Raw genomic sequence first — 21,317 nt, 5'->3', positions numbered from 1 at the left:
AATTATATTTAACAAATTTTAGGCGGCTGCCAAATAGAAGCATAAAAGTTTGAAAGAAAAACTGAGCTGTACTCTGTTTTACTACTTTCTCTGTTTATTTTTATAGTTGCTGATACTAAATAATCAGCAGTTTTATAAAAACCAAAACTATGACAACAATTACAGATACAAAATGGAGAACAGATATCATCCTGATGTCCTGATGTTGCTTTTTCGTGAGTTGTAATTAATGCTCTTTTATTTCCAATATTGCCTTCTACATCTGTACATGGTAAACAAGACAGAGCGATTATGTAGATTGATAATATTAGGTGTATAAATTTCACGATGCAAATATAGGATTTTTATACAATTTTATTTCACCCATTTATTTAGCAAATGGCTTAATCTATTAAGCATTATTTAGGATCTCATTATATTTACACATAATGAGATCCTTTTTTATTTAATTAAAGCCCCCATCCATATCTCAAACGAAATACTCCCGAAGCATTAACAGTTGATAAAGTAATGTTTGTACCACTACCACCTCTGCTTTGAAGACTATAGGAATCACCGTCTCTCAATCCTGGCCAGTAAACACTAGCCACTTTATCAGTTCTACATACATCGCTCGTAGAAACTATATAAGCTATTTCGTTGTCAGATTGTGGTCCGTTTTGATAATCTTTACCCGAATTCATAGTCGCACCAAATTCAGTAATAACTGTTCGTGAAGCATAACTACCCATTCTACTACGCCAATCCGTTTGCCAAGCCGCTGCAGTACGTGTAGCCCAAAATGCATAATTATGCAGAGACAATAAACAACTAGTAAAACGACTATCTGCACCAACTCCTTTTACATCATCACTATACCCTGTACCTGATAATAATATTCTCCCCTTAGGAACACTTGGATATTTTACTAGAAAATCATTATAAATTGTTGTTAATTGGCTTAAGGTATATCCGTGCGGTTCATTAAAAACTTCAAAGTACACTTTACTATTACTCGTATACTTATTTACAACAGTTGTCCACATCGCCCAAAATTTAGTTGTATCATCTATCTTTCCATCTTTAGATGCAGAAGATTCCCAACAGCAAATAATCACATTCCACCCTTTACTAGTTGCTTTATCAATAACTGCTGTATAGCTATTCCACCAACTTTCGGAAACTGATGGAGGATTAATTGGAATACGTATGGTATTTACACCATTTATATTAGTAGAAAAAGCGTCTAAAAGAGAATTAGTTTTCGCTTCAACAGTAGTGTAACTATCACTGGCAGTTAAACCTGACGGAATCACCCAGCCATCTACAAAATTGTCTCTTCCATCAGCCCAATTCACACCAGCTATACCAGCAACGCCTGTAGACTTACTCGTAAGTTTCGAAGGTGTAATAACCATATTGGCATTTGCTTCTTGAGTGTTTTCCGCTTGTGGTTCAGCGCTGGATTCATTGCTACAGGAATTTAATGCCCCAATCAGAACCATTCCTAAAAATAAAAAAGAATTTAATTTTTTCATAAAATAAAGTATTTGTTTGTTAAAAATAAAATTCAAAATTATACTTATTTTACCTACAATACAGGGGGTTAATTTGTCGAAATTAGGGGGTATTTTTTCATTTTTTGCATATTTACAACGTATAGTGTTAATTTTGTAAATTAACTAACAAATTAAAACACTGTAATTAAATTTTACACTTTTATTATTTTAAACTAAACTTTATTAAAAAATGAAATAATATTAAATATTTTAACTAAATAATAAACTATTACCTATTCAACTTTAACACCCAATCCATTTAATTGTTTTAAAAATCAGATTAAATAATTAAGATATAAGAAACTAAATTATTTTTTGAAGATTTAACAAAACGGGATCAATTCTTAAAATCTAATTTTTTATGGAATTTGCATACATTTATTATTTTCAGTTGTACTTTTACAATTGTGGTGATTGATTCTCTTTTTAAAGGATGAAAAAACAATTTATTCTCAAGAATTAATTTCGCAAGAAAATTAAAAAAGGTATTAATATGAGAAAACAATTTGGAGCCAAACCAACAAAATCAGATATACAACTCTATTCCAATTCAAAACAATGGGATGGTGAAAAATTTTTAAACATTGAAAATACTTCAATGGATATAAGTATCCGAACGATACCGAAGCTCTTATACAAACAATTTTGCGATAAAAAAGACAGAGCCCCAAAAACGCCTTTAAACATAATTCCTTTTAATCTGGAGGAGTTCGAGAAACCTTCAGAAAATGTGCGGTTTATTTGGTTTGGTCATTCCGTACTTTTATTACGTATAAATGGTTTGACTATTTTAATCGACCCAATGTTTGGAAGTAATGCTGCCCCAATTGCGCCATTTCCTATAAAACGATTTTCTGAAAATACCCTTGATCTAATTGACCAATTACCCCCTATTGATTTAGTATTGCTTTCTCATGATCATTATGATCACCTGGACTATGATAGTATTCAAAAATTAAAACCGAAAGTGAAACAATTTTATGTGGCTTTGGGTGTAAAACGTCATTTGGTTAAATGGGGAATTGAAGCTTCTACAATAGCTGAATTTGATTGGTGGGATGCTGATTACTTTCATGATATACAAATCACTTTTACACCAACACGACACTTTTCTGGCCGAGGTTTAACCGATAGAGCCAAATCTTTGTGGGGTGGCTGGGCTTTAACAACATTAAAGGAAAAAATTTGGTTTAGTGGTGATAGCGGTTATGGTGAACATTTTAAAGAAATAGGAAAACAGCTAGGTCCCTTTGATTTTGCCTTTATGGAATGTGGGCAATACAATGAAAACTGGAGTCAAATACATATGTTCCCCGAAGAAAGTGTACAAGCTGCCATTGATGCTAAAGTTACAACTATAATGCCCGTACATTGGGCAGGATTTGCATTGGCACATCATAGTTGGACAGAACCTGTAGAGCGTTTTATAGAAGCTGCTAACAAACAAGGTTTAAGGTACATTGTGCCACAATTAGGTGAAATAGCATCTATTTCTACAGTCTCAACATCCAACTTTTGGTCTAAATAAAGTAAATTACACTTTAAATTCAACTCAAAAAAATTGCTTATTTTAAATTCAATACCCTCAGATGAAAAAAATATTTCTGCCAGTTTTATTCTTAAGTTTCTATTTTACTAATGCACAGCAAAATCTGGTTCAATTTGTAAAACCAATTATTGGTACCGAAAAAATGGGGCATACATATCCTGGCGCTACAGTTCCTTTTGGAGCCGTACAACTTAGTCCGGAAACAGATACTATTTCCTATGAACAGAATGGAAAATACAATGGCGAAGTATATAAATATTGTGCAGGATACCGCTATGAGGATAAAACCATAGTCGGTTTTAGTCATACCCATTTAAGCGGAACAGGACATTCAGATCTTGGAGATTTTTTGATAATGCCAACACAAGGGAAATTACAATTAAATCCAGGAACCGCTTCTAATCCAAAAAGCGGTTATCGTTCGGCATTTTCTCATACTAACGAAACTGTCGAAGCAGGTTATTATAAAGTTAAGCTAGATGATGAAAATATCTTAGCCGAAATGACCACTACCACCCGCGTTGGTATGCATCAATATACTTTTCCAAAATCAGATGAAAGTCATATTATATTAGATTTGATGGCTGGGATTTATAATTATAATGACAAAAATGTTTGGACGTATATAAGAGTCATTAACGACACTCTAATTACTGGTTACAGACAAACCAATGGATGGGCAAGAACGAAAACTGTCTATTTTGCGATGGCTTTCTCTAAACCTTTCACACAATATGGTCAAAAAAATTATGAAACCAAGCAAGTCTATAGAGGCTTCTGGGGAAAATTTGATCAAAATAAAAACTTTCCAGAAATAGCTGGAAAAAAAATCAGAATGTATTTTGATTTTAAAACAGATGAAGCCGAAAAAATTAAAATAAAATTTGCTTTGTCTCCTGTTAGCCAAGAAAACGCTTTGCAAAACATGAGAGAAGAAATAAAAGATTGGGATTTTGAAAAAGTAAAAGCACAAGCCCAATCTACTTGGAACAAAGAACTAAATAAAATAAAAATTACAGCTTCCGATGATGTCAAAGTGAATTTTTACACAGCCATGTACCATACTTTCATAAATCCTACCGTTTATACCGATGTAAATGGAGAGTACAAAGGTTTAGATCAGGGAACACATAAAGCAGATGGTTTTACTAATTACAGCACCTTTTCTTTATGGGATACTTATAGAGCTTTGCATCCTTTTTTCAATATAATTCAGCCATCACGCAACAACGATATGGTAAAATCTATGCTAGCACATTATGATCAAAGCAGTCTTCACATGCTGCCAATCTGGTCACATTATGCCAATGACAACTGGTGTATGAGCGGTTATCACAGTGTATCTGTAATTACTGATGCTATTATCAAAGGTGTTTATAAAGGTGATCCCAATGCAGCTTTACAAGCCTGCGTTACCACAGCAAAACATAGAGATTATGAAGGAATTGGCTATTATATGGATTTGGGATATATTCCAGCTGAAAAAAGCGGAATCTCAGTTTCAAACACTTTAGAATATGCTTATGACGATTGGTGTATAGCCCAATTAGCTAAAAAACTAAATCAAACCGAAATCTACAATGAATTTATAAAACGTTCTGAGAATTGGAAAAATAATTTTGATAAAAATACTGGATTTATGCAGCCCAAATTGGCTGACGGTACCTTCAAAAAAGAATTTGATCCTTTAAGTACAAACGGACAAGGTTTTATAGAAGGCAATAGTTGGAATTACAGTTTTTTTGCACCACATAACCCCGAAAACTTAATTACTTTGATGGGCGGAAAAAAAGTTTTTGCTTCTCGATTGGATACATTATTTACAATGCATTTACCTGATTCCTTTTTTGCAGAAACAGAAGACATTACCAGAGAAGGAATTATTGGAGGATACGTTCATGGTAACGAGCCAGCACATCACGTCGCTTATTTTTATAATTGGACACACCAGCCTTGGAAAACTCAGGCACAAGTCCGTAAAATTTTAAATATGCAATACAAACCTACACCTGATGGTTTAGGCGGTAATGATGATTGCGGTCAAATGAGTGCTTGGTATATTTTCTCTTCGTTAGGATTTTACCCTGTCACTCCAGCATCTGATCAATATGCTTTGGGATCACCACTTGTAAACAATGCAGAACTTACATTAGAAAATGGAAAAACATTTACCGTAGAAGCAATCAATCAAAGTCCTAAAAACGTATACGTCCAAAAAGTATTGCTAGACGGAAAACCTTTAAATAGTTTATTCATCAACCATACTACTATTACTAATGGTTCTAAAATAACTTTTTATATGGGATCGAAACATAAATAAAATGAAATAACTCTGTTTTGATGTATGAAGAAAAATCTTCTACACAAAACAGAGTTACTTAACTTTTAAATATAAAATTGAAACCAACTAAATTATTCTGCGACAACAGGTTTTTGCTTTTGAAATTTATTCTGAAGCCAATTACGAACGGGTTCATCATATAATTTTAAACACAAATAAGCGATTACAATACTGGCAATCAAAACTCCTATTCCTAAAGCAAAACCATCTTCTAACGAAACTTTATTATCTACTACCCAAGCTGTATACCAATAAATAAGTGGATAGTGCGTGATATAAATTGGATATGAAATATCGCCTAATACTTTGCAGATTTTAAGAGAAAATGGATTTTTAATTTCGCCACCAGCACCAATTGAAACAATTAAAGGAAAAATAAGAATAATACAAAAAGACTCATATAATCCATTCATCCATAAACTATTTTCATCACCGATTCTTGGCATTATAAGAACAATTGCAATCAATAAACTGCAAACCCAGAAAGCTCCTTTTACATGTATTAATTTCCTTAGACGAGAAAGTAAAATCCCTGCAAAAAATGGATATAATAAACGGGTAAAACCAATATTCATCTGTTCAAAATTCAATGACCATCCGCCAATAACATCTCCTTTTGGACCAAAAACAGTGTAATTAATTAGCATTCCTGCAAATATCAAAACAAAAATAGAAAGTACTTTATTAGAGAATTTTCTAAAAACTAAAGCGTATAAAATATTTGCGATATATTCAAAAAATAACGACCAAGCAGGACCATCAAGCGGATGCATTTCGCCCCAACCTCTGATTTCTGCTGATGGTGTTAACGGAATTAACGTGAATCCTATAAACATTACTAATACCAATTTCCATATTGGCATAGTTGCAATTTGTGGAAATAATATATCCGAAGCCTGGAAATAATATAACGCAGCACCAATAATCATTCCCATAATGACCATGGGCTGCAAACGAATTAAACGTCGTTTATAAAACTCCCATTGTGTCATTTTTCCCCAGCGGTCATCATACGCATAAGCGACAACAAATCCTGATAAAAGGAAAAAGAAATCAACAGCCAGATAACCATGATTAATAATTTGTTTGAAACGATTTCCACCAGCAAAAGCTTCAAAAATGTGAAAAGCAACAACTAAAATTGCAGCTACTCCACGTAAACCGTCTAAAATTTCATAATGCTTTTTTGGTCTAATATCTGTAGAAATGGAACTCATAAAATGATAATTGATTAAAAGTGATTTTATGCTTTTGATTTAATCTAAAAATTAAAAATACTTTTTTAAAACATAAAAACATAAATTTATTGATTCTTTATTCTTGATGATTTTTAAGCCATTCTACTCTGCGCTGATCTGGTAAATGTTTTACAGTAAAGTTTTCGAATTTAGCTTCAAAACCTTTTCCGTCTGGGGATGCAGCCATCAAACCTACCATAACTGGTGTATTGTCTTGCAATGGCGCATTACGAGTTAGGATATAGTTTTTATCATCATAAGAGAAAAACACTTCAATAGCATCTAATCTTCTTACTACTTTTATCCAGACAAATGGTGGTGCTTTATCTAAAGTTGTTACGCTCCAATCGCTTTTGTCATGTGTCACTACCGTACTGATATTAAATTTTCCATCTACAAATTCAACTCCAGTTTTAATATAGTTTTTTTCGTCAATACGAATCATTAATCCCATTTGGTCAAAACGGGCAATATAATTACCTGTCAGTTTTACTTTAGCTTCAAATTCTCCGCCGTAATTAGCATAATAAAATGGAGCATCATCAACGGTAAATCCGTAATGTGAAATGCGCCAATAATCACTATTTGCCGTAACATTCATAATCAATGCATTGTTTTTAATTTCCCATTTTTCAGGTTCATTAAACCATTGCATTTTGTTTAAACTTTGTGCAGAAGATTTTTGTAATGACAAAAAAACAACTACAAATAATACTATTTTTTTCATGCTATTTATTTTTTTAAAAATAAAGCTGCAACTTTTTACAATTACAGCTTTACAAACAACCAATTTAAAAATGATTTTATTGAAGTGAAAAACTCACTTTAGATTTTATATCTGTAGATGATGCTCCAATTAAAGCTTCAAAAGTTCCAGGCTCTGCAACCCAGTCATGTTTTTTATCATCAAAGAAACTCAAGGCAGCTTTATCTACAGTAAAAGTTACTGTTTTTTCTTCACCAGCTTTAAGCAAAATTTTATCAAAACCTTTTAACTCTTTTACCGGACGAGGCAAAGATGATTTTAAATCGCTTATATAAAGCTGAACTACTTCTGATCCATCGCGGCTTCCTGTGTTTTTTACTTTAACAGAAAAAGTAATTTTATCACCAGCTGCCATTTGTTTTTTGTCGGCAGTTACTTTACCATATTCAAAAGTTGTATAACTTAAACCGTGTCCAAAAGAAAACAAAGGTTTTACTTTTTGCTTGTCAGCCCAACGGTATCCAACAAAAATTCCTTCTTTGTACGTTACATCGTCACCCCCTGGGAATTCTCCTAAAGCGTGAGCTCCATTATCCGATAACTTAACAGGGAAAGTAAATGTTAGTTTTCCAGATGGATTCACATCTCCAACCAAAACAGCGGCCAAAGCAGTACCTGCTTCAGTACCTAAAAACCAACCTTGTACGATTCCCGGAACTTCATTTACCCATGGCATAGCCACAGCATTTCCTGAAATGTTTACAAAAACCACATTTTTGTTTACTTTAACCAATTCACTGATTAATTTATCCTGATTGTATGGAAGACCTAAATCTTTACGATCTGCTCCTTCAGCATCTTGATTGTCGCTTTTATTTAAACCTCCAAAAAACAATACAACATCAGCGTCTTTTGCAGCTTTTAAAGCTTCTGCAGTTAATTCAGCTGGAGAACGTTTGTCTTCTAAACTAACTTTTGCAACCACTCCATTATAATTACTAGTTGGATCTCCTACGTAACCACGAGCGTATACGATTTCAGCCTGACTGCCAATTCTTTTCTTTAATCCGTCAAGAGGCAATACTTCATATTTAGCTTTAAGTGAAGAACTTCCTCCACCAACTGTCATCATCTTGATTGCATTTTCTCCAATAACCGCGATTTTCTTTGTTTTGTTTAAATCAATTGGAAGAATATTATTTTTGTTTTGAAGTAATACAATACCTTCTTCAGCAATTTTCAAACCAGCCTGAGCATGTTCTTTTGTTCCAAATGATCCAAAAGGTCTTTCTTTATTCATTGTTGTTAAGAAAGATAAGCGTAAAATACGACGTACTTTTTCGTCTAATTCTTTAGTTCCAATTTCTCCTTTAGCAATCATAGTTGAGTATGGTTTTGCCAAATAATAGTTGTCATAAGCATTGCTGGTTCCCCATGAAAGTCCGTTAGTCCAAGAACCAAATTCCATATCCAAACCATTGTGAATAGCTTGTTTTGTATCATGAACTCCTCCCCAATCTGAGATTACAACTCCTTTGAATCCCCATTCTCCGCGAAGAATATTATTCAACAAAAACTCATTATGGCAACAGTGTTGTCCTTTATATTTATTGTACGAACCCATAATTGCCCATGCATCACCATCCTGAACAGCAGCTTTAAAAGCAGGCAAATAAATCTCATATAACGCACGGTCGTCAACAATTACATTTACGGCATTACGATTCGTTTCCTGATTGTTTAAAGCAAAGTGTTTTACACAAGCAGCCACTCCATTTGATTGAACTCCTTTAATATAAGGCACCACCATTTTTGAAGTCAAGAAAGGATCTTCTCCCATATATTCGAAGTTTCGACCGTTTAATGGCGATCTATAGATATTAACCCCAGGTCCTAACAATACATTTTTATTTCGGTAACGAGCTTCCTCTCCTACTGACTTTCCGTATAAAGAGGACATTTCTTTATTCCAGGTTGCTGATAAAGCAGTAAGAGCTGGAAATGCAGTACAAGAATCATTAGTCCAACCAGCCTGATCCCATTCGTCCCATAAAACTTCGGTACGAATTCCGTGTGGACCGTCTGTCATCCAATTTTCTGGAATTCCCAAACGCGGAACACCAGGTGAACTAAATTTTGATTGCGCATGAATCATGGCAATTTTTTCTTCGGTAGTCATTTTAGAAAGTGCATCTTCTACACGCTCATTAATAGGTTTTTTATCATCAAGATAAACTGGAACTTTATTTTGTGCATTCATAGCGAATGAACTCAACAATAGTAAAAAAACAATTGTTTTAACATTTTTAAACATACCTCTTAATTTATTAAAGCATTAAATTTTTATAATTAAAGACACTCTTCTTCTAAAGCATCTTTTAATAATAATGTAAAGCTAAAACGTTATAGTCTGCTTTGAATTTCTAAACAAAAAAAGTAGTGAATTTAAAAATCAAAATATTAAAAATCAGATATTTAAATAAAAAAAAGAGGTAAAAAAAGTAGTGCTTTTAAAATAAAAATTAAGCTCTTAAAGGTAATAATCCAATTTTCATGACCATTTCTTCAAAATCATTTCGAGAAACTACCGCTTTATTTCGAGCTTTGGTTCGGTAATTATAAATAGTGCTTAAAGAGTAACGAAGAAATGCTGCAATTTTCACACTATCTGTTATCCCGAGGCGGATTAATGCAAAAATGCGAAGTTCTGTATTTAATAATTCTCCTTGTTTCAATACAATTTGCTCTTCATTAATAAGCAGTGCATTAAAGTCTTTTACGAAAGTTGGATATAAGTTTAGAAAAATCACATCAAAATTCTCATATAATTCTTGTAGTTCTTTTTCAACCAAAGTGGTTGATTTTAGTATTTTGTAAATCTCATCAAATTGTTTGACTGCTGCTTTTTTGTTTAAAATAACGCGATAATTTTCTAATTTATTGATATAACTCGAACACAAACTAAAAAAATGTGCAATATATTCTTCTTTAACATGATTAGATTCAGATAATTGTGCATTTCGTTCCTGTAATTCGTTATTTGTTTCAGTAATATCTTTATTTAATTCGGCTAATTTTTGGCTGGTTACAAAAAGCTCACCACGAATTTTGGATACTTTTTTCATTTGCCTGTACACATAAACAATCGCCACAATCAAGAATCCAGAAAGTAAGCTAATGCATAACAAATACAATTGCAATTCGGTTTTTCTTTGGGCTTCTCTTTCTAAATAAGCGGTATTGATAATCGAATAAATCTGAGACATTAGCAGTGTTCTAAACTGAACATTACAATAAAGTGCATCTTCAATTGCTGATTGTGTAAGCTTATAAGCCATGTCAACGTCTCCTATTTCATAAAAAACTGAAGCTAATTCCTGAAGTGAAGCATTATCTTTTATAGCATTTTTTATATCTGCAGTAGCCGAAAGCGCATAATATCTTTTTTTTAATTCTAATTGATGAGTAGTTTCATAAATTTTCCCAAAAAGGTATGTAATCATGGCATACTGAGAATCTTCTTCTTTGGTAGATTTCAATAAAATCGATAATTGTTTTAGAGCAACAGCAAACTTTTTATCAAAAACATTTTTCTGAATCTGGTTGATTTTAAAATTCAATGTTGCAGGATTTAATACACCAAGCAAAGAATCTCGATATTTTCCTATTTGTTCAATGTATATTTTGCTGAAACTATTTGCATTATAGTGTTCGAAAAATTCCCTGTAAACTATATAGTAATTGGGCAGTAATGATTTGTCGAGTGTTTTTTTATTGATACTTTTTAAAATTGCCTCAGATTCCCTGTATTTCCCTGATGAAGAATATAAGTTAGCCAATTGTAATTCGGCTAAATTTGATAAAGCAGCATTTTGAAGTGCTGCAGCAATTACAAGATTTTTTTTGACATATAAAATTGCAGAATCTGACTTGAATTTTTGGTATTCTGTATATAAAGTTTTGTTGTAATTGTATTCTTGTTCCTTCGTTAAATCTTCTGATTTAATTTTTTTAAAATTTAAAATACGTTCCTCTTTTAATAAAACATATTTCTGTTTATTTTTTAAGGCATCATTCAACTTATCAAAAATAGAATCACTAGTACTCGATGAATAACCCGAATAACTAATCGTAAATAATACAAAAAAAAGTAAATAATTTTTCAAACTAATAATAGCTAAATGATATAGATTACAAATATAATAAAGTGACTATAATATAGAATGTTTTTCGATTTCTATTTACAATAGGAAATACAAAGGCTGTTCCTTATAAGAGAAACAGCCTTTGCTAACCAAACTGAAATTACTAACCTGTGATGTAATAAATAGTATAGTTAAATTCTTTTATTTAAACATTTAATATTTTTATTTAAGTATTAAATTCTTCTTTTTAATTATCTAATACTTTTATTTAAGTATTGAATTCTTTTATTTAAACATTTAATACTTTTATTTAAGTATTTAATTCTTCTTTTTAATTATTTAATGCTTTTATTTAATCATTAAATTCTTTTTTTTAATCATTTAATACTTTTATTTAAATATTAAATTCTTCTTTTTAAATATACAAGTTGTATGTTCATCATTACCGACCATATATTTTGCCAATCCTGATCTTATCACCAGAATCATCTACTTCAAAAAACTTTGGAACACGAATATATTTCCCTTTATTATTCTCATAATGGCTGTGTAACGACATAAGCAACTTACCATCAAAAGTTCGAAACATCATACCGTGTCCAAAATTAGATGGAGTTATTGGCTCAGCTTCTTGTATCCAGGGTCCATCAAGCGTACCACTTTCAGAATATGCCACACCTTGCGTATATACATTGTACACCCAACTGGTCCATAACATACCTAATTTACCAGTTTTGGTTTGAAAAACCCATGGTCCATCAGTTACTTTATTTGGCTCTATAAATCCGTTTTCATTTTGTTTGCTCCAAGGTGAATCTTTAGCACGGAAAAGAATCTTTGCTTTTCCTGTAGTTCCGCTAAAATCTGGTTTAAGTTCGATTTTTTCAACTGTCCCATTATTATTCTGAACCCATTCATGACAATAAATCATATAGGGTTTCTTGTCTTTATCTATCCACAAAGTTGCATCAAGAGTAGACATCGATTCAGGCAAATAAGTTTCGTCCTTCATCGGTACATAAGGTCCATCGGGTTTGCTGCTTACCAGTACATGACTTGCTCTTCTATTGTTTTTTTTATCATCAATAGTAGTCTTTTCATTAGTGAAAGTAGCAAAATAATAATACTTCCCTTTGTACTCATGTATTTCTGCAGCCCAAATCATTGGAGTTTGCCCCATCCACGATTGAGGATCTGGTTTTGCAATTACAAAGGGACCAGACCAGAATTTTAAGTCTTTACTTTTCCACAATAATCCACCCGTACCTGTCATGTAATACATATTGCTTTTTTTATCAGCAAGGACAAAAGGATCACTCATCCTTATGGAATCTAGAGGTATATTGTTTTTAGCTTCTATGGTTTTATGCTGTGAAAAAACAGGAAATACTACACACAAAAAGAAAGCAACTACAGTAATTATTCTACGTTTAAACATCCCAAACTATTTTATTATTTAGTTGATACAATTTTAATTTTATCACTTTTCAAACCATTAGCAATAGCTTCAATAGTAACATCACCAGCGTCATTAGTACTCTTTACGATGAGCATTGCCCTGCCTTTCCAAGTTTTTCTGGTATTCGAAACATACAAATCTGTATCTTTTAAATTTGCATTTGCAACCCCCACGATTTCAGCAGGTCCAAAGACTTTAAATACAACTTCATTTTCTGCATTTGGATCTAAATTCCCTTCATCATCAGTAATTTCTACAGTGATATAAGACAAATCTTGACCGCTGGCTTTTATTTTATTTCTATCGGCAGATAATTTTATATTTGATGCTTTTTTAGCTGTTTTTAATACAACTGATTCTACTTCTTTACCATTTTCTAATCCAACTGCTTTTAATTCACCACTTGTATATGGAATCGTAAACGCAGCCTTGAACTCTTGATTTATGGAAGTTTCTTTCTCTCCAATTACTTTTCCGTTTAAATACAATCTAACTTTAGCATATTTTGAGTACACCTCCACATCAATATTTTTTCCTTCATGACCTGGCCAATTCCAGCTTTCCCAAGTAGGCCAAACTGCCCATCGAGTGAGTTCTATTGCTCCACTTTCGGGATTTGGTTCGCGAACAGCCATATACAATTTCTCATTGTCATTATACAACATACTCCTATAATGAGAGATTGGTTTTCTCCATCCAATCAAATCGACATCACCACAATAGGCACCATGCCAAGGGTATAAATTGGATTCCCAATGTTCTCCTTTGGGTTCACCGGGATAAAAATAACGTCCAATACCAGATTCTCCTAGATAATCCATTGCTGTCCAAACAAAATCCCCAATGATGTAACTGTGTTTTTGAACTAAATTCCAATTCTCAAAAGCATCTTTAGGATAGGATTCGGTTTGCATAATAATTCGAGATGGCACTCTTATATGATCCGATTCAGCACGTTTTAATTCATAATTATAACCTGCCACATCGTGAGCTGCCATTAAAGGATCGAAAATCTCCCAACCCTCATTCCAAGTCGTCATTGCCGAGGTTACGGGACGTGTTGAATCTATTGCATGAATAGCATTTGCTAACATTTTTGCCGTTTCAACTGCTTCAGGTTTTGTTCTCTCAATAATCTCATTTCCTATACTCCAAAAGATAATTGAAGGATGATTTCGATCTCTCAACACCATGGATTCTACATCGTGTTTCCACCATTTATCAAAAATACTGGCATAATCGAAAGTCGTTTTCTTTTCTCTCCATCCATCAAAAGCCTCATCTATAACTAACATTCCTAAACGATCACAAGCATCTAAGAATGCTTCCGAAGGCGGATTATGAGATGTTCTTACAGCATTAAAACCTGCTTTCTTCAATAATTCTACTTTCCTTTCTTCCGCACGATCATAGGCAGCAGCACCTAAAGCACCATTATCATGATGTACACAACCTCCATTTAACAACACTTTTTTGTTATTTAATACAAAACCGTTATCAACGCTAAATTCAATTGTTCTAATTCCGAAATCTTTTGTAATCCCATCGATCTCCTTAGCGTCTTTGCTTACCACTAAATTCACCTGATACAAATTTGGCGTCTCTGGTGACCATAACTTAGGATTCTCAACGATATTGTTTTGCGAAACTTCTTTCTCCTCGTTGGGTTGCAGCGTTATTGTACTAGAAGTAAAAGCTGCTTTTTTTCCTTTCTTATCAAGAATATTTGAAGACAATGAAACCGTTTGAGTAATAGCCGTTTCATTTTTTACAATAGTCTTAATTAGAACTTTTGCTTTATTGTTTTTTACCTCTGGTGTACTAATAGCCACTCCCCATGTTTTTATATGAATTGGATTTCTAACCTTTAACCAAACATGGCGGTAAATACCTGATCCACTATACCATCTGCAATTTTTTTGTTGTGAATTATCTACTTTAACTGCAATTGTATTTTGCTGTCCAAATTTCAGATAAGGTGTCAAATCATATTCAAAAGAAGTATAACCATATGGCTGCATTCCTACTGATTTTCCGTTTATAAAAACTTCAGCATTCATGTATACTCCTTCAAAATAAATGGCAACTTTTTGTTTATCCCAATTCGCAGGCACAGAGAATGTTTTTCTATACCATCCAATTCCCATTGGATAAAATCCTCCATCACCTTCGCTAGGATTTGCCTTTTCTGATTTTCCTTCGATGCTCCAATCGTGAGGCAGATTTAATTTTCTCCAATTACTATCATCAAAATTTAACGAGCTATAATCAGAAGCATTACTTAAAGAAAATTTCCAATCAAAATCAAAAAGTTGTTTACTTACAATCTTATTAGTATCGATAGACGATTTACCATTAGCATAGCTCATTGTTACTAAAATGAACGATAATAATGTTACTAGTTTTATCTTCTTAATCATAGTCCTTATTGTTTTAGATGCGAAAAAAAAATGACTAAACCTCATTATCTTTTTGTATTTACAATTGGTGTTATCCCTTCAAGAGTTGGAGTTACTTGTATTATGTAACCGTCTTTATCAAACTCTAATTTGTCAATACAAACTTCACGGTGGAAACCGCCAGCATCACCCATTTTTATTCCTGTAGGATAAGAGAATCTGTGGTATGTGATGTACCATTCGTCTTTATTTGGAATTTGCAATACAGAATTGTGTCCAGTTGCATAAATTCCCTGCTCCTTGATTCCTTGAAGAACTGTATTATTTTTTGGCATTACAAGTGGACCAACTGGTGAATCTGAAATAGCATATCGCACTTTGTAATTTGGACTTCTGGTATCGTCTTCGCTCCAAAAGAAATAATATTTTCCGTTTCTGTAAATTACATAAGTTCCTTCTCGGAAAGAATCATTTACAGCAATCACTTTTGTGCTTCCAGGTTTTAGAGAAACCATATCAGGATTTAATTCGGCAACACCCATATACATATTTCCCCAATACAAATAACTTTTCCCAGTTTTTGGATCTGTAAAAACATCCGGATCAATTTCCTGACCGTTTGTTATTCCCTCAGGTCTTGTGCTTACAATAGCTTTTCCTCTATCTTTAAACGGTCCTGTTGGATTATCGGAAACAGCAACACCAATTTTTTGAGCAGCAGTAAAATAATAGAAGTATTTGTATTTTCCTTTAATCTTTTTCTCAACAATGCAAGGAGCCCAAGCGTTTCTATTTGCCCAAGTAACGTCTTTTTTAAGGTCTATAATAATGCCTTCATCTTTCCAATCCACTAAATTATCAGAAGAAAAAGTTTTGAAATAATAACCAGACCAGCCATCAAATCCATCACTTGTTGGGTAGATATAGTATTTCTTAGTTTTGTTAGAATACAGAATATCTGGATCAGCGTAATATCCTTCTAAAACCGGGTTATTGTTCACTTTTGGATACTTTGCTGGCATTCCCCATTTAGCGGTAATTCTTTTTAATTCTGAACGGGTTATAGGCAAAATAGTTCCGTGACGGGGATTAAAATCCATTGAAATATCGTTGTCAATAACAGTGAAATTTTCTAAGTCTTTGGTTTTTGTAAACTGATATTTCCCTTTTGTATATACATCATACATTAAAATATAATCATCAGAATTGTTTAGTTTAAAAACACTTGAACCTTCTACTCCATCTTTTGTCTGTTGCAGATAATTATCGTTTTCTGTCCAATTTCCAGAAGTCAAATCGGGTGTTGTTGCCACTTTAATTCCTGCTTTTTCAGTTTCCGTTTTATAAAAAAGATGGTAAACGCCGTCTTTTTCTATAATATCACCATCAATGCAGGCTCTCTCTGACTTAGGCACAAATAATAATTTTGGAGCACTCTCCAAAGCTGTAAAATCTTTATTCGCATAGGCATAATAAATTTTATCAGGACCTCCAGCATGCTGCATACTGAAGTAAATCATGTACTTTCCTGCTTTTGCATCGAAAATTGTCTGAGGTGCCCAAACTCTTTTTAAATTTTCATTTCCTGGAAATGCAGTCTGAATGTTTACAACATTACTTTCCCATTTTACAAGATCAGTACTTTTTAGTAAAATCATTGCACGATTACTATCCCAACCTTTGGATGAAGTCATGTCGGTCAAAACCATATAAAATGTTTTGCCATCGGCTCCACGTAAAATATGCGGATCACGAACGCCACCTGTAGAACTAATAATTTTACTATCTATGACAGGTTTATTGTCATTTAAATGATAATAATGATACCCATCCGAGCTTATTGCATAACGCACTGCTTCTTCCTCAACACTATTTCCTGTGAAGTACACAAAGAGATAAGCCGTTAAGTCTTTATCTGCAATAACTGGCGGAGTTCCTTTTGCATTTTGGGCATGTGAAAAATTGAAGAGCATTAAAAATAATGCCAGGCTAAAAGTTATTTTTTTCATTATTTTTTGCTTTTTATCTTATACAAAATCGAACTGTGAGGTTTTAGTTCTGTTGTAATTTCACTTGACGAAAGAATCGATTTTTCACCTGTCCATAAGTTTGTTAACTCAACTGTTCCTGCTAGATTTAAGTCTGAAAGCTTTACAGTTACTTTTTCTGAATTTGCATCTGAAATATTAAACAATGCCAAATAAGTACTTCCGTCTTTGGCATTCTTTGAAGTAATGGCGACTTTTCCATCTTTTTGGAAAAGCTGTTTTACAGCAGTACTTTCGTTGTGCATTTTTACAACTTCTTTGTTCGTTAATAGAGACAAAGTAAATGCGTCATTACTTGGTAAATCTCCACCAAAAAACAAAGGTGATTTGAAAATATTAAAGAATGTTATCAGTGTGTATTGCTCGTCTTTTGTTAAGCGGGACATTCTGTCTTCACCACGTTCTCCTCTTAACGATATTCTTCCCAACGGAATCATATCGCAGTCAGGCCATGTTCCAGGGGCAATATATGGATACCATTTTTGGGCAACATCCATCAAGTGTGTAACGTGTGGCCAAGTATCCCAAACATCATCAACCATTCTCCACATATTAGCATGTTCAGTTACGTGAGGTGCTGCAGTAATTGGCGTTTCTCCAGGTGAGGTACTCAAAACAATTTTGCGGCCACATTTATCAATTGCATTTCTAATCAAGTTGATTTCACCTTCATGATAGGGTCTTGATAAATCATCAATTTTGATAAAATCTACACCCCATTGTGCATAAAGTTCAAATATAGAATTATAATATTCCTGAGCACCGGGTTTGTCAGCCAAGACAGTATAATTATCTTTTAGCCACTCGCATTGCAAAGCTGTAGAATAAATTTGGTCAGCAGTGATTCCGTTTGCGCCTTTTATTGGCATTTTGTCTTCGACTGCTTTTTTAGGAATTCCGCGCATGATATGGATTCCGAATTTCAATCCTTTTTTATGGATATAATCTGCTAAAGGTTTAAATCCCTGTCCATCTTTTGCAGATGGGAAACGGTTCAAAGCCGGCAGATATCTTCCGTATTGATCCATTACATAACGAGGATCGGTTTGATTATACCCTCCTGCTTTGTCATTTTCGACAAACCATCTGATATCTACAACTATATATTCCCAACCCAGACTTTTAAGGTTTTTAGCCATATAATCGGCGTTGGCTTTTACTTCATGCTCTTCTACTGTCGAACCATAACAATCCCAGCTATTCCAACCCATTGGAGGTGTTTGTGCCCATTGTTTAAATTCCTCTTTAGCGAAATTTTTTGTCTGTGCATTTGAACTAACTGATACTAATGCAGCTCCTATTATCAGAGCAAATATATTTTTTATTTTCATTTTGATAATTATATGTGTTGTTTTTACACTTTAAATATAATGAAATTTTTTTTATATAAAAATAAATTAACCTATCAACTCAATTGCTGATAGGTTAACTCGTTTTATTCTTACATCTGTTTGAAAAAACAGCATTTATTTTACATTTATAGTAACTTCTACAGGCTTTAACCATTGACTTGTAAAAGTAACTTTAATTGGTTCTGTCGAATTTCCGTTTGCCTGAATATAAGCGGCAATGTGTCCGTTAAAAACTCTCTGAACATTATCTGTATAATCAGTCATGTCGCTGTTGTTTCCAGCTTCCAATCCTAATAATGTTCCAGCACCATTTATCGTACAAGTAACTTCATTATCTGAAAGCATTACCGGAAGACCGTTTTGATCTTTTACCTGAACCATGATTTTTGCAACACCCTTGACTTTTGCAATAGTGATATTTTTATCTGCAATTGTCAATTCGACTGGCTGCTGAGTTGAACTGATAGCATAACGGCTCACCTCTTTATCATTTGCATCCAAACCAATTGCTTCCAGTTTTCCTGAAGCAAAAGGAATATCCCAATAAATGATTCCAGTTTTCTCGTCGTACACTTTTGTTTCTCCAACCACTTTTCCATTCAATTCCAAACGTGCTTTGGCTGCATTGGTATAACAAACTACACGGATTTTTTGACCTTGATCGTAATTCCAGATCGACCATGCATCTTTAGAAACCTCTTTTTCATTTTTTAATGGATAAGTTCCAAGATATGCCATTGGCTTATCTGACCATAATGACTGACGGAAATACCCTCGTGGTTTAATAACACCAGCGAAATCAACCAATCCTGAATAGAAACCTCTTGAAGGCCATCTTCCTGATTCCCCTAAATAATCAATTCCAGTCCATAAAAATTGTCCGAAAATATGTTTGTTATTTTTTACAGCCAGCCAAGGACCCATATCATGAACATTTTCACTTCCAAAAATTACTCTGTTTGGGTATTTTTCATGATCAGACTGATACTTGCTTTCTGTATAATTATATCCTGTAATATCTAATGACCCTGGGTATTCTGTTTCGTTAGACATTGCAACTCCAGCAAGTCCAGCTGTTGTTGGACGAGATTTGTCGTACTTTTTAACAGCTGCTACTAAACGTTTTGCAATTGCCCCAAGACGCATTGCATCCGGTGCATCTTTTTTGTAGCCTCCATAAGTTGCCTGACCAAAGCCGTCTTTTCCTTTGTCTAAAACAGGGTGAGAATACGGATCATTTGGATAATCTACTTCATTACCAATACTCCATGCAAATACTGAAAGGTGATTTCTGTCACGACGTACAAAATCTTCCAAATCTTTTTCTCCCCAATTGGCAAAAATATCAAATGACCCTTCAAATCCTGGCGTTCCGTAATTCCATCCTTCTAACCATTTACGTTTTGGAAATTCCCATTCGTCATATGCTTCATTCAATACCAATAATCCTAATTCATCGCAAAGCTCATAAAAGTCAGGAGCTTGTGGATTATGACTCGTACGGATTGCATTTACTCCAATTTCTTTAAGCGTTTTTAGTCTGGTTTTCCAAACTTCTCTTGGAACTGCAGAACCTAAAACTCCTGCATCGTGGTGTAAACAAACCCCTTTCATTTTCATCCATTTTCCGTTAAGGGCAAAACCATTATTAGGATCGAATGTGAAGTTTCTGAAACCGGTTTGTGTAACAGTTTTGTCAATTTCTTTGCCGTCTTTTAATACTGTAGTTTTAAGCTGATATAAATTTGGATGTTCTAAATCCCATAATTCAGGGTTTTTAATATTCATTTTAGCAGCAATTTTTCCGTTTTGGTTTCCTGCCACATCAATTTTACTTGTTGCTTTTGCTACTGATTTTCCATCTTTTGAAATCAATTCATTTATAACGGTAAGAGCTGATTTTGCTTTAGAATTGTTTTCAACTTCAACTTCAACATTCAAAGTTCCGTTTCCTTTATTTACTTCTGGATAAGCATAAACTCCCCATTGTGCAATATGAACTGGGTTTGAATATACTAGCCAAACGTTTCTATAAATTCCAGAACCTGTGTACCATCTTGAATCAGCACTTTGGCTATGATCTACACGAACTGAAATCGTATTTTCTGCTCCATATTTCACATACTGTGTTGCATCGTAAGCAAAAGAAATATATCCGTTTGGACGTTTACCTAATGAATGTCCGTTAATGAAGACTTCACTTCTGTTGTAAACACCTTCAAAATATAAATATACTTTTTCACCACTTTTACTTTGAGGTACATTAATAGATTTTCTGTACCAGGCAATTCCACCAGGTAAAAATCCTGTACAAGCGGCCAAAGTTGGGCTTAACTGCCCTTTTATACTCCAGTCATGAGGTACATTTACAGATTGCCATTTACTGTCGTCGTAACTCGTATTTTGTGCTTCCGGAGTATCCTGAAGATTGAACTTCCAGTTGTCATTTATTTTTTTTGAATCTCCAAACGATATCTGGCTAAATGCAGATAGGCAGCTGAATAAAAAAACAGGGATCAAGATTTTTTTTGTAAACACTATA

At 33.5% G+C, this 21,317-nt stretch carries 13 protein-coding genes; 2 read left to right on the top strand and 11 right to left on the bottom strand.

The window, feature by feature from the left end:
* Positions 1-8: 8 nt before the first annotated feature.
* Together CLU82_RS15620 and CLU82_RS15615 are read right to left on the bottom strand one after the other, a co-directional pair.
* Complete coding sequence (locus CLU82_RS15620; protein WP_100843962.1) at positions 9-326, bottom strand: DUF6660 family protein; 318 nt, start codon at positions 324-326, stop codon at positions 9-11.
* Positions 327-449: 123 nt separating this feature from the next.
* The gene (locus CLU82_RS15615; protein WP_100843961.1) at positions 450-1,517 is read right to left on the bottom strand and encodes a cellulase family glycosylhydrolase; all 1,068 of its coding nucleotides are present in this window, start codon (positions 1,515-1,517) and stop codon (positions 450-452) included.
* A 514-nt stretch (positions 1,518-2,031) separates the two neighbouring features.
* On the opposite strand from CLU82_RS15615, the gene CLU82_RS15610 reads away from it, so the two are divergent.
* A complete protein-coding gene (locus tag CLU82_RS15610) occupies positions 2,032-3,066 on the top strand; it encodes an MBL fold metallo-hydrolase (protein ID WP_100843960.1) in 1,035 nt (344 codons plus the stop codon).
* 61 nt (positions 3,067-3,127) lie between these two features.
* A complete protein-coding gene (locus CLU82_RS15605; RefSeq protein ID WP_100843959.1) occupies positions 3,128-5,407 on the top strand; it encodes a GH92 family glycosyl hydrolase in 2,280 nt (759 codons plus the stop codon).
* 92 nt (positions 5,408-5,499) lie between these two features.
* On the opposite strand, the gene CLU82_RS15600 is transcribed toward CLU82_RS15605, so the two are convergent.
* The 9 genes from CLU82_RS15600 to CLU82_RS15560 all read right to left on the bottom strand — a co-directional run bounded on the left by CLU82_RS15600 (position 5,500) and on the right by CLU82_RS15560 (position 21,313).
* Positions 5,500-6,645 carry an acyltransferase gene (locus tag CLU82_RS15600; protein ID WP_100843958.1) on the bottom strand — a complete coding sequence of 382 codons (1,146 nt, stop codon included), beginning with the start codon at positions 6,643-6,645 and terminating at the stop codon, positions 5,500-5,502.
* A 97-nt stretch (positions 6,646-6,742) separates the two neighbouring features.
* Positions 6,743-7,393, bottom strand: coding sequence for a DUF1349 domain-containing protein (locus CLU82_RS15595; protein WP_100845052.1), 651 nt, complete (start codon positions 7,391-7,393; stop codon positions 6,743-6,745).
* Between the two features lie 76 nt (positions 7,394-7,469).
* A complete protein-coding gene (locus CLU82_RS15590) occupies positions 7,470-9,686 on the bottom strand; it encodes a glycoside hydrolase family 3 C-terminal domain-containing protein (protein ID WP_100843957.1) in 2,217 nt (738 codons plus the stop codon).
* A gap of 208 nt (positions 9,687-9,894) precedes the next feature.
* A complete protein-coding gene (locus tag CLU82_RS15585) occupies positions 9,895-11,538 on the bottom strand; it encodes a DUF6377 domain-containing protein (protein WP_100843956.1) in 1,644 nt (547 codons plus the stop codon).
* 421 nt (positions 11,539-11,959) lie between these two features.
* Positions 11,960-12,955 carry a glycoside hydrolase family 43 protein gene (locus CLU82_RS15580; protein ID WP_100843955.1) on the bottom strand — a complete coding sequence of 332 codons (996 nt, stop codon included), beginning with the start codon at positions 12,953-12,955 and terminating at the stop codon, positions 11,960-11,962.
* Between the two features lie 14 nt (positions 12,956-12,969).
* The gene (locus CLU82_RS15575) at positions 12,970-15,396 is read right to left on the bottom strand and encodes a sugar-binding domain-containing protein (RefSeq protein WP_100843954.1); all 2,427 of its coding nucleotides are present in this window, start codon (positions 15,394-15,396) and stop codon (positions 12,970-12,972) included.
* 44 nt (positions 15,397-15,440) lie between these two features.
* On the bottom strand, positions 15,441-17,384 hold the full coding sequence (locus tag CLU82_RS15570) for a family 43 glycosylhydrolase (RefSeq protein ID WP_100843953.1): 1,944 nt from the start codon (positions 17,382-17,384) through the stop codon (positions 15,441-15,443).
* Positions 17,384-18,754, bottom strand: coding sequence for a glycoside hydrolase family 27 protein (locus CLU82_RS15565; RefSeq protein WP_100843952.1), 1,371 nt, complete (start codon positions 18,752-18,754; stop codon positions 17,384-17,386). The genes CLU82_RS15570 and CLU82_RS15565 overlap by 1 nt, the downstream gene beginning before the upstream one ends.
* Positions 18,755-18,889: 135 nt before the next feature.
* Positions 18,890-21,313, bottom strand: a complete 2,424-nt coding sequence (locus CLU82_RS15560; RefSeq protein WP_100843951.1) for a sugar-binding domain-containing protein — start codon at positions 21,311-21,313, stop codon at positions 18,890-18,892.
* Positions 21,314-21,317: the final 4 nt, after the last annotated feature.

It is taken from the genome of Flavobacterium sp. 5 (assembly GCF_002813295.1).
GTDB lineage: Bacteria > Bacteroidota > Bacteroidia > Flavobacteriales > Flavobacteriaceae > Flavobacterium.
This window is presented reverse-complemented; position numbering and strand designations above follow the sequence as displayed.

What these genes read in the sequence shown, in the direction of transcription:
- CLU82_RS15615 (WP_100843961.1), bottom strand. Translation starts at nt 1,517, where the DNA reads ATGAAAAAATTAAATTCTTTTTTATTTTTAGGAATGGTTCTGATTGGG.
- CLU82_RS15590 (WP_100843957.1), bottom strand. Translation starts at nt 9,686, where the DNA reads ATGTTTAAAAATGTTAAAACAATTGTTTTTTTACTATTGTTGAGTTCA.
- CLU82_RS15610 (WP_100843960.1), top strand. Translation starts at nt 2,032, where the DNA reads ATGAGAAAACAATTTGGAGCCAAACCAACAAAATCAGATATACAACTC.
- CLU82_RS15595 (WP_100845052.1), bottom strand. Translation starts at nt 7,393, where the DNA reads ATGAAAAAAATAGTATTATTTGTAGTTGTTTTTTTGTCATTACAAAAA.
- CLU82_RS15565 (WP_100843952.1), bottom strand. Translation starts at nt 18,754, where the DNA reads ATGAAAATAAAAAATATATTTGCTCTGATAATAGGAGCTGCATTAGTA.
- CLU82_RS15605 (WP_100843959.1), top strand. Translation starts at nt 3,128, where the DNA reads ATGAAAAAAATATTTCTGCCAGTTTTATTCTTAAGTTTCTATTTTACT.
- CLU82_RS15600 (WP_100843958.1), bottom strand. Translation starts at nt 6,645, where the DNA reads ATGAGTTCCATTTCTACAGATATTAGACCAAAAAAGCATTATGAAATT.
- CLU82_RS15575 (WP_100843954.1), bottom strand. Translation starts at nt 15,396, where the DNA reads ATGATTAAGAAGATAAAACTAGTAACATTATTATCGTTCATTTTAGTA.
- CLU82_RS15580 (WP_100843955.1), bottom strand. Translation starts at nt 12,955, where the DNA reads ATGTTTAAACGTAGAATAATTACTGTAGTTGCTTTCTTTTTGTGTGTA.
- CLU82_RS15570 (WP_100843953.1), bottom strand. Translation starts at nt 17,384, where the DNA reads ATGAAAAAAATAACTTTTAGCCTGGCATTATTTTTAATGCTCTTCAAT.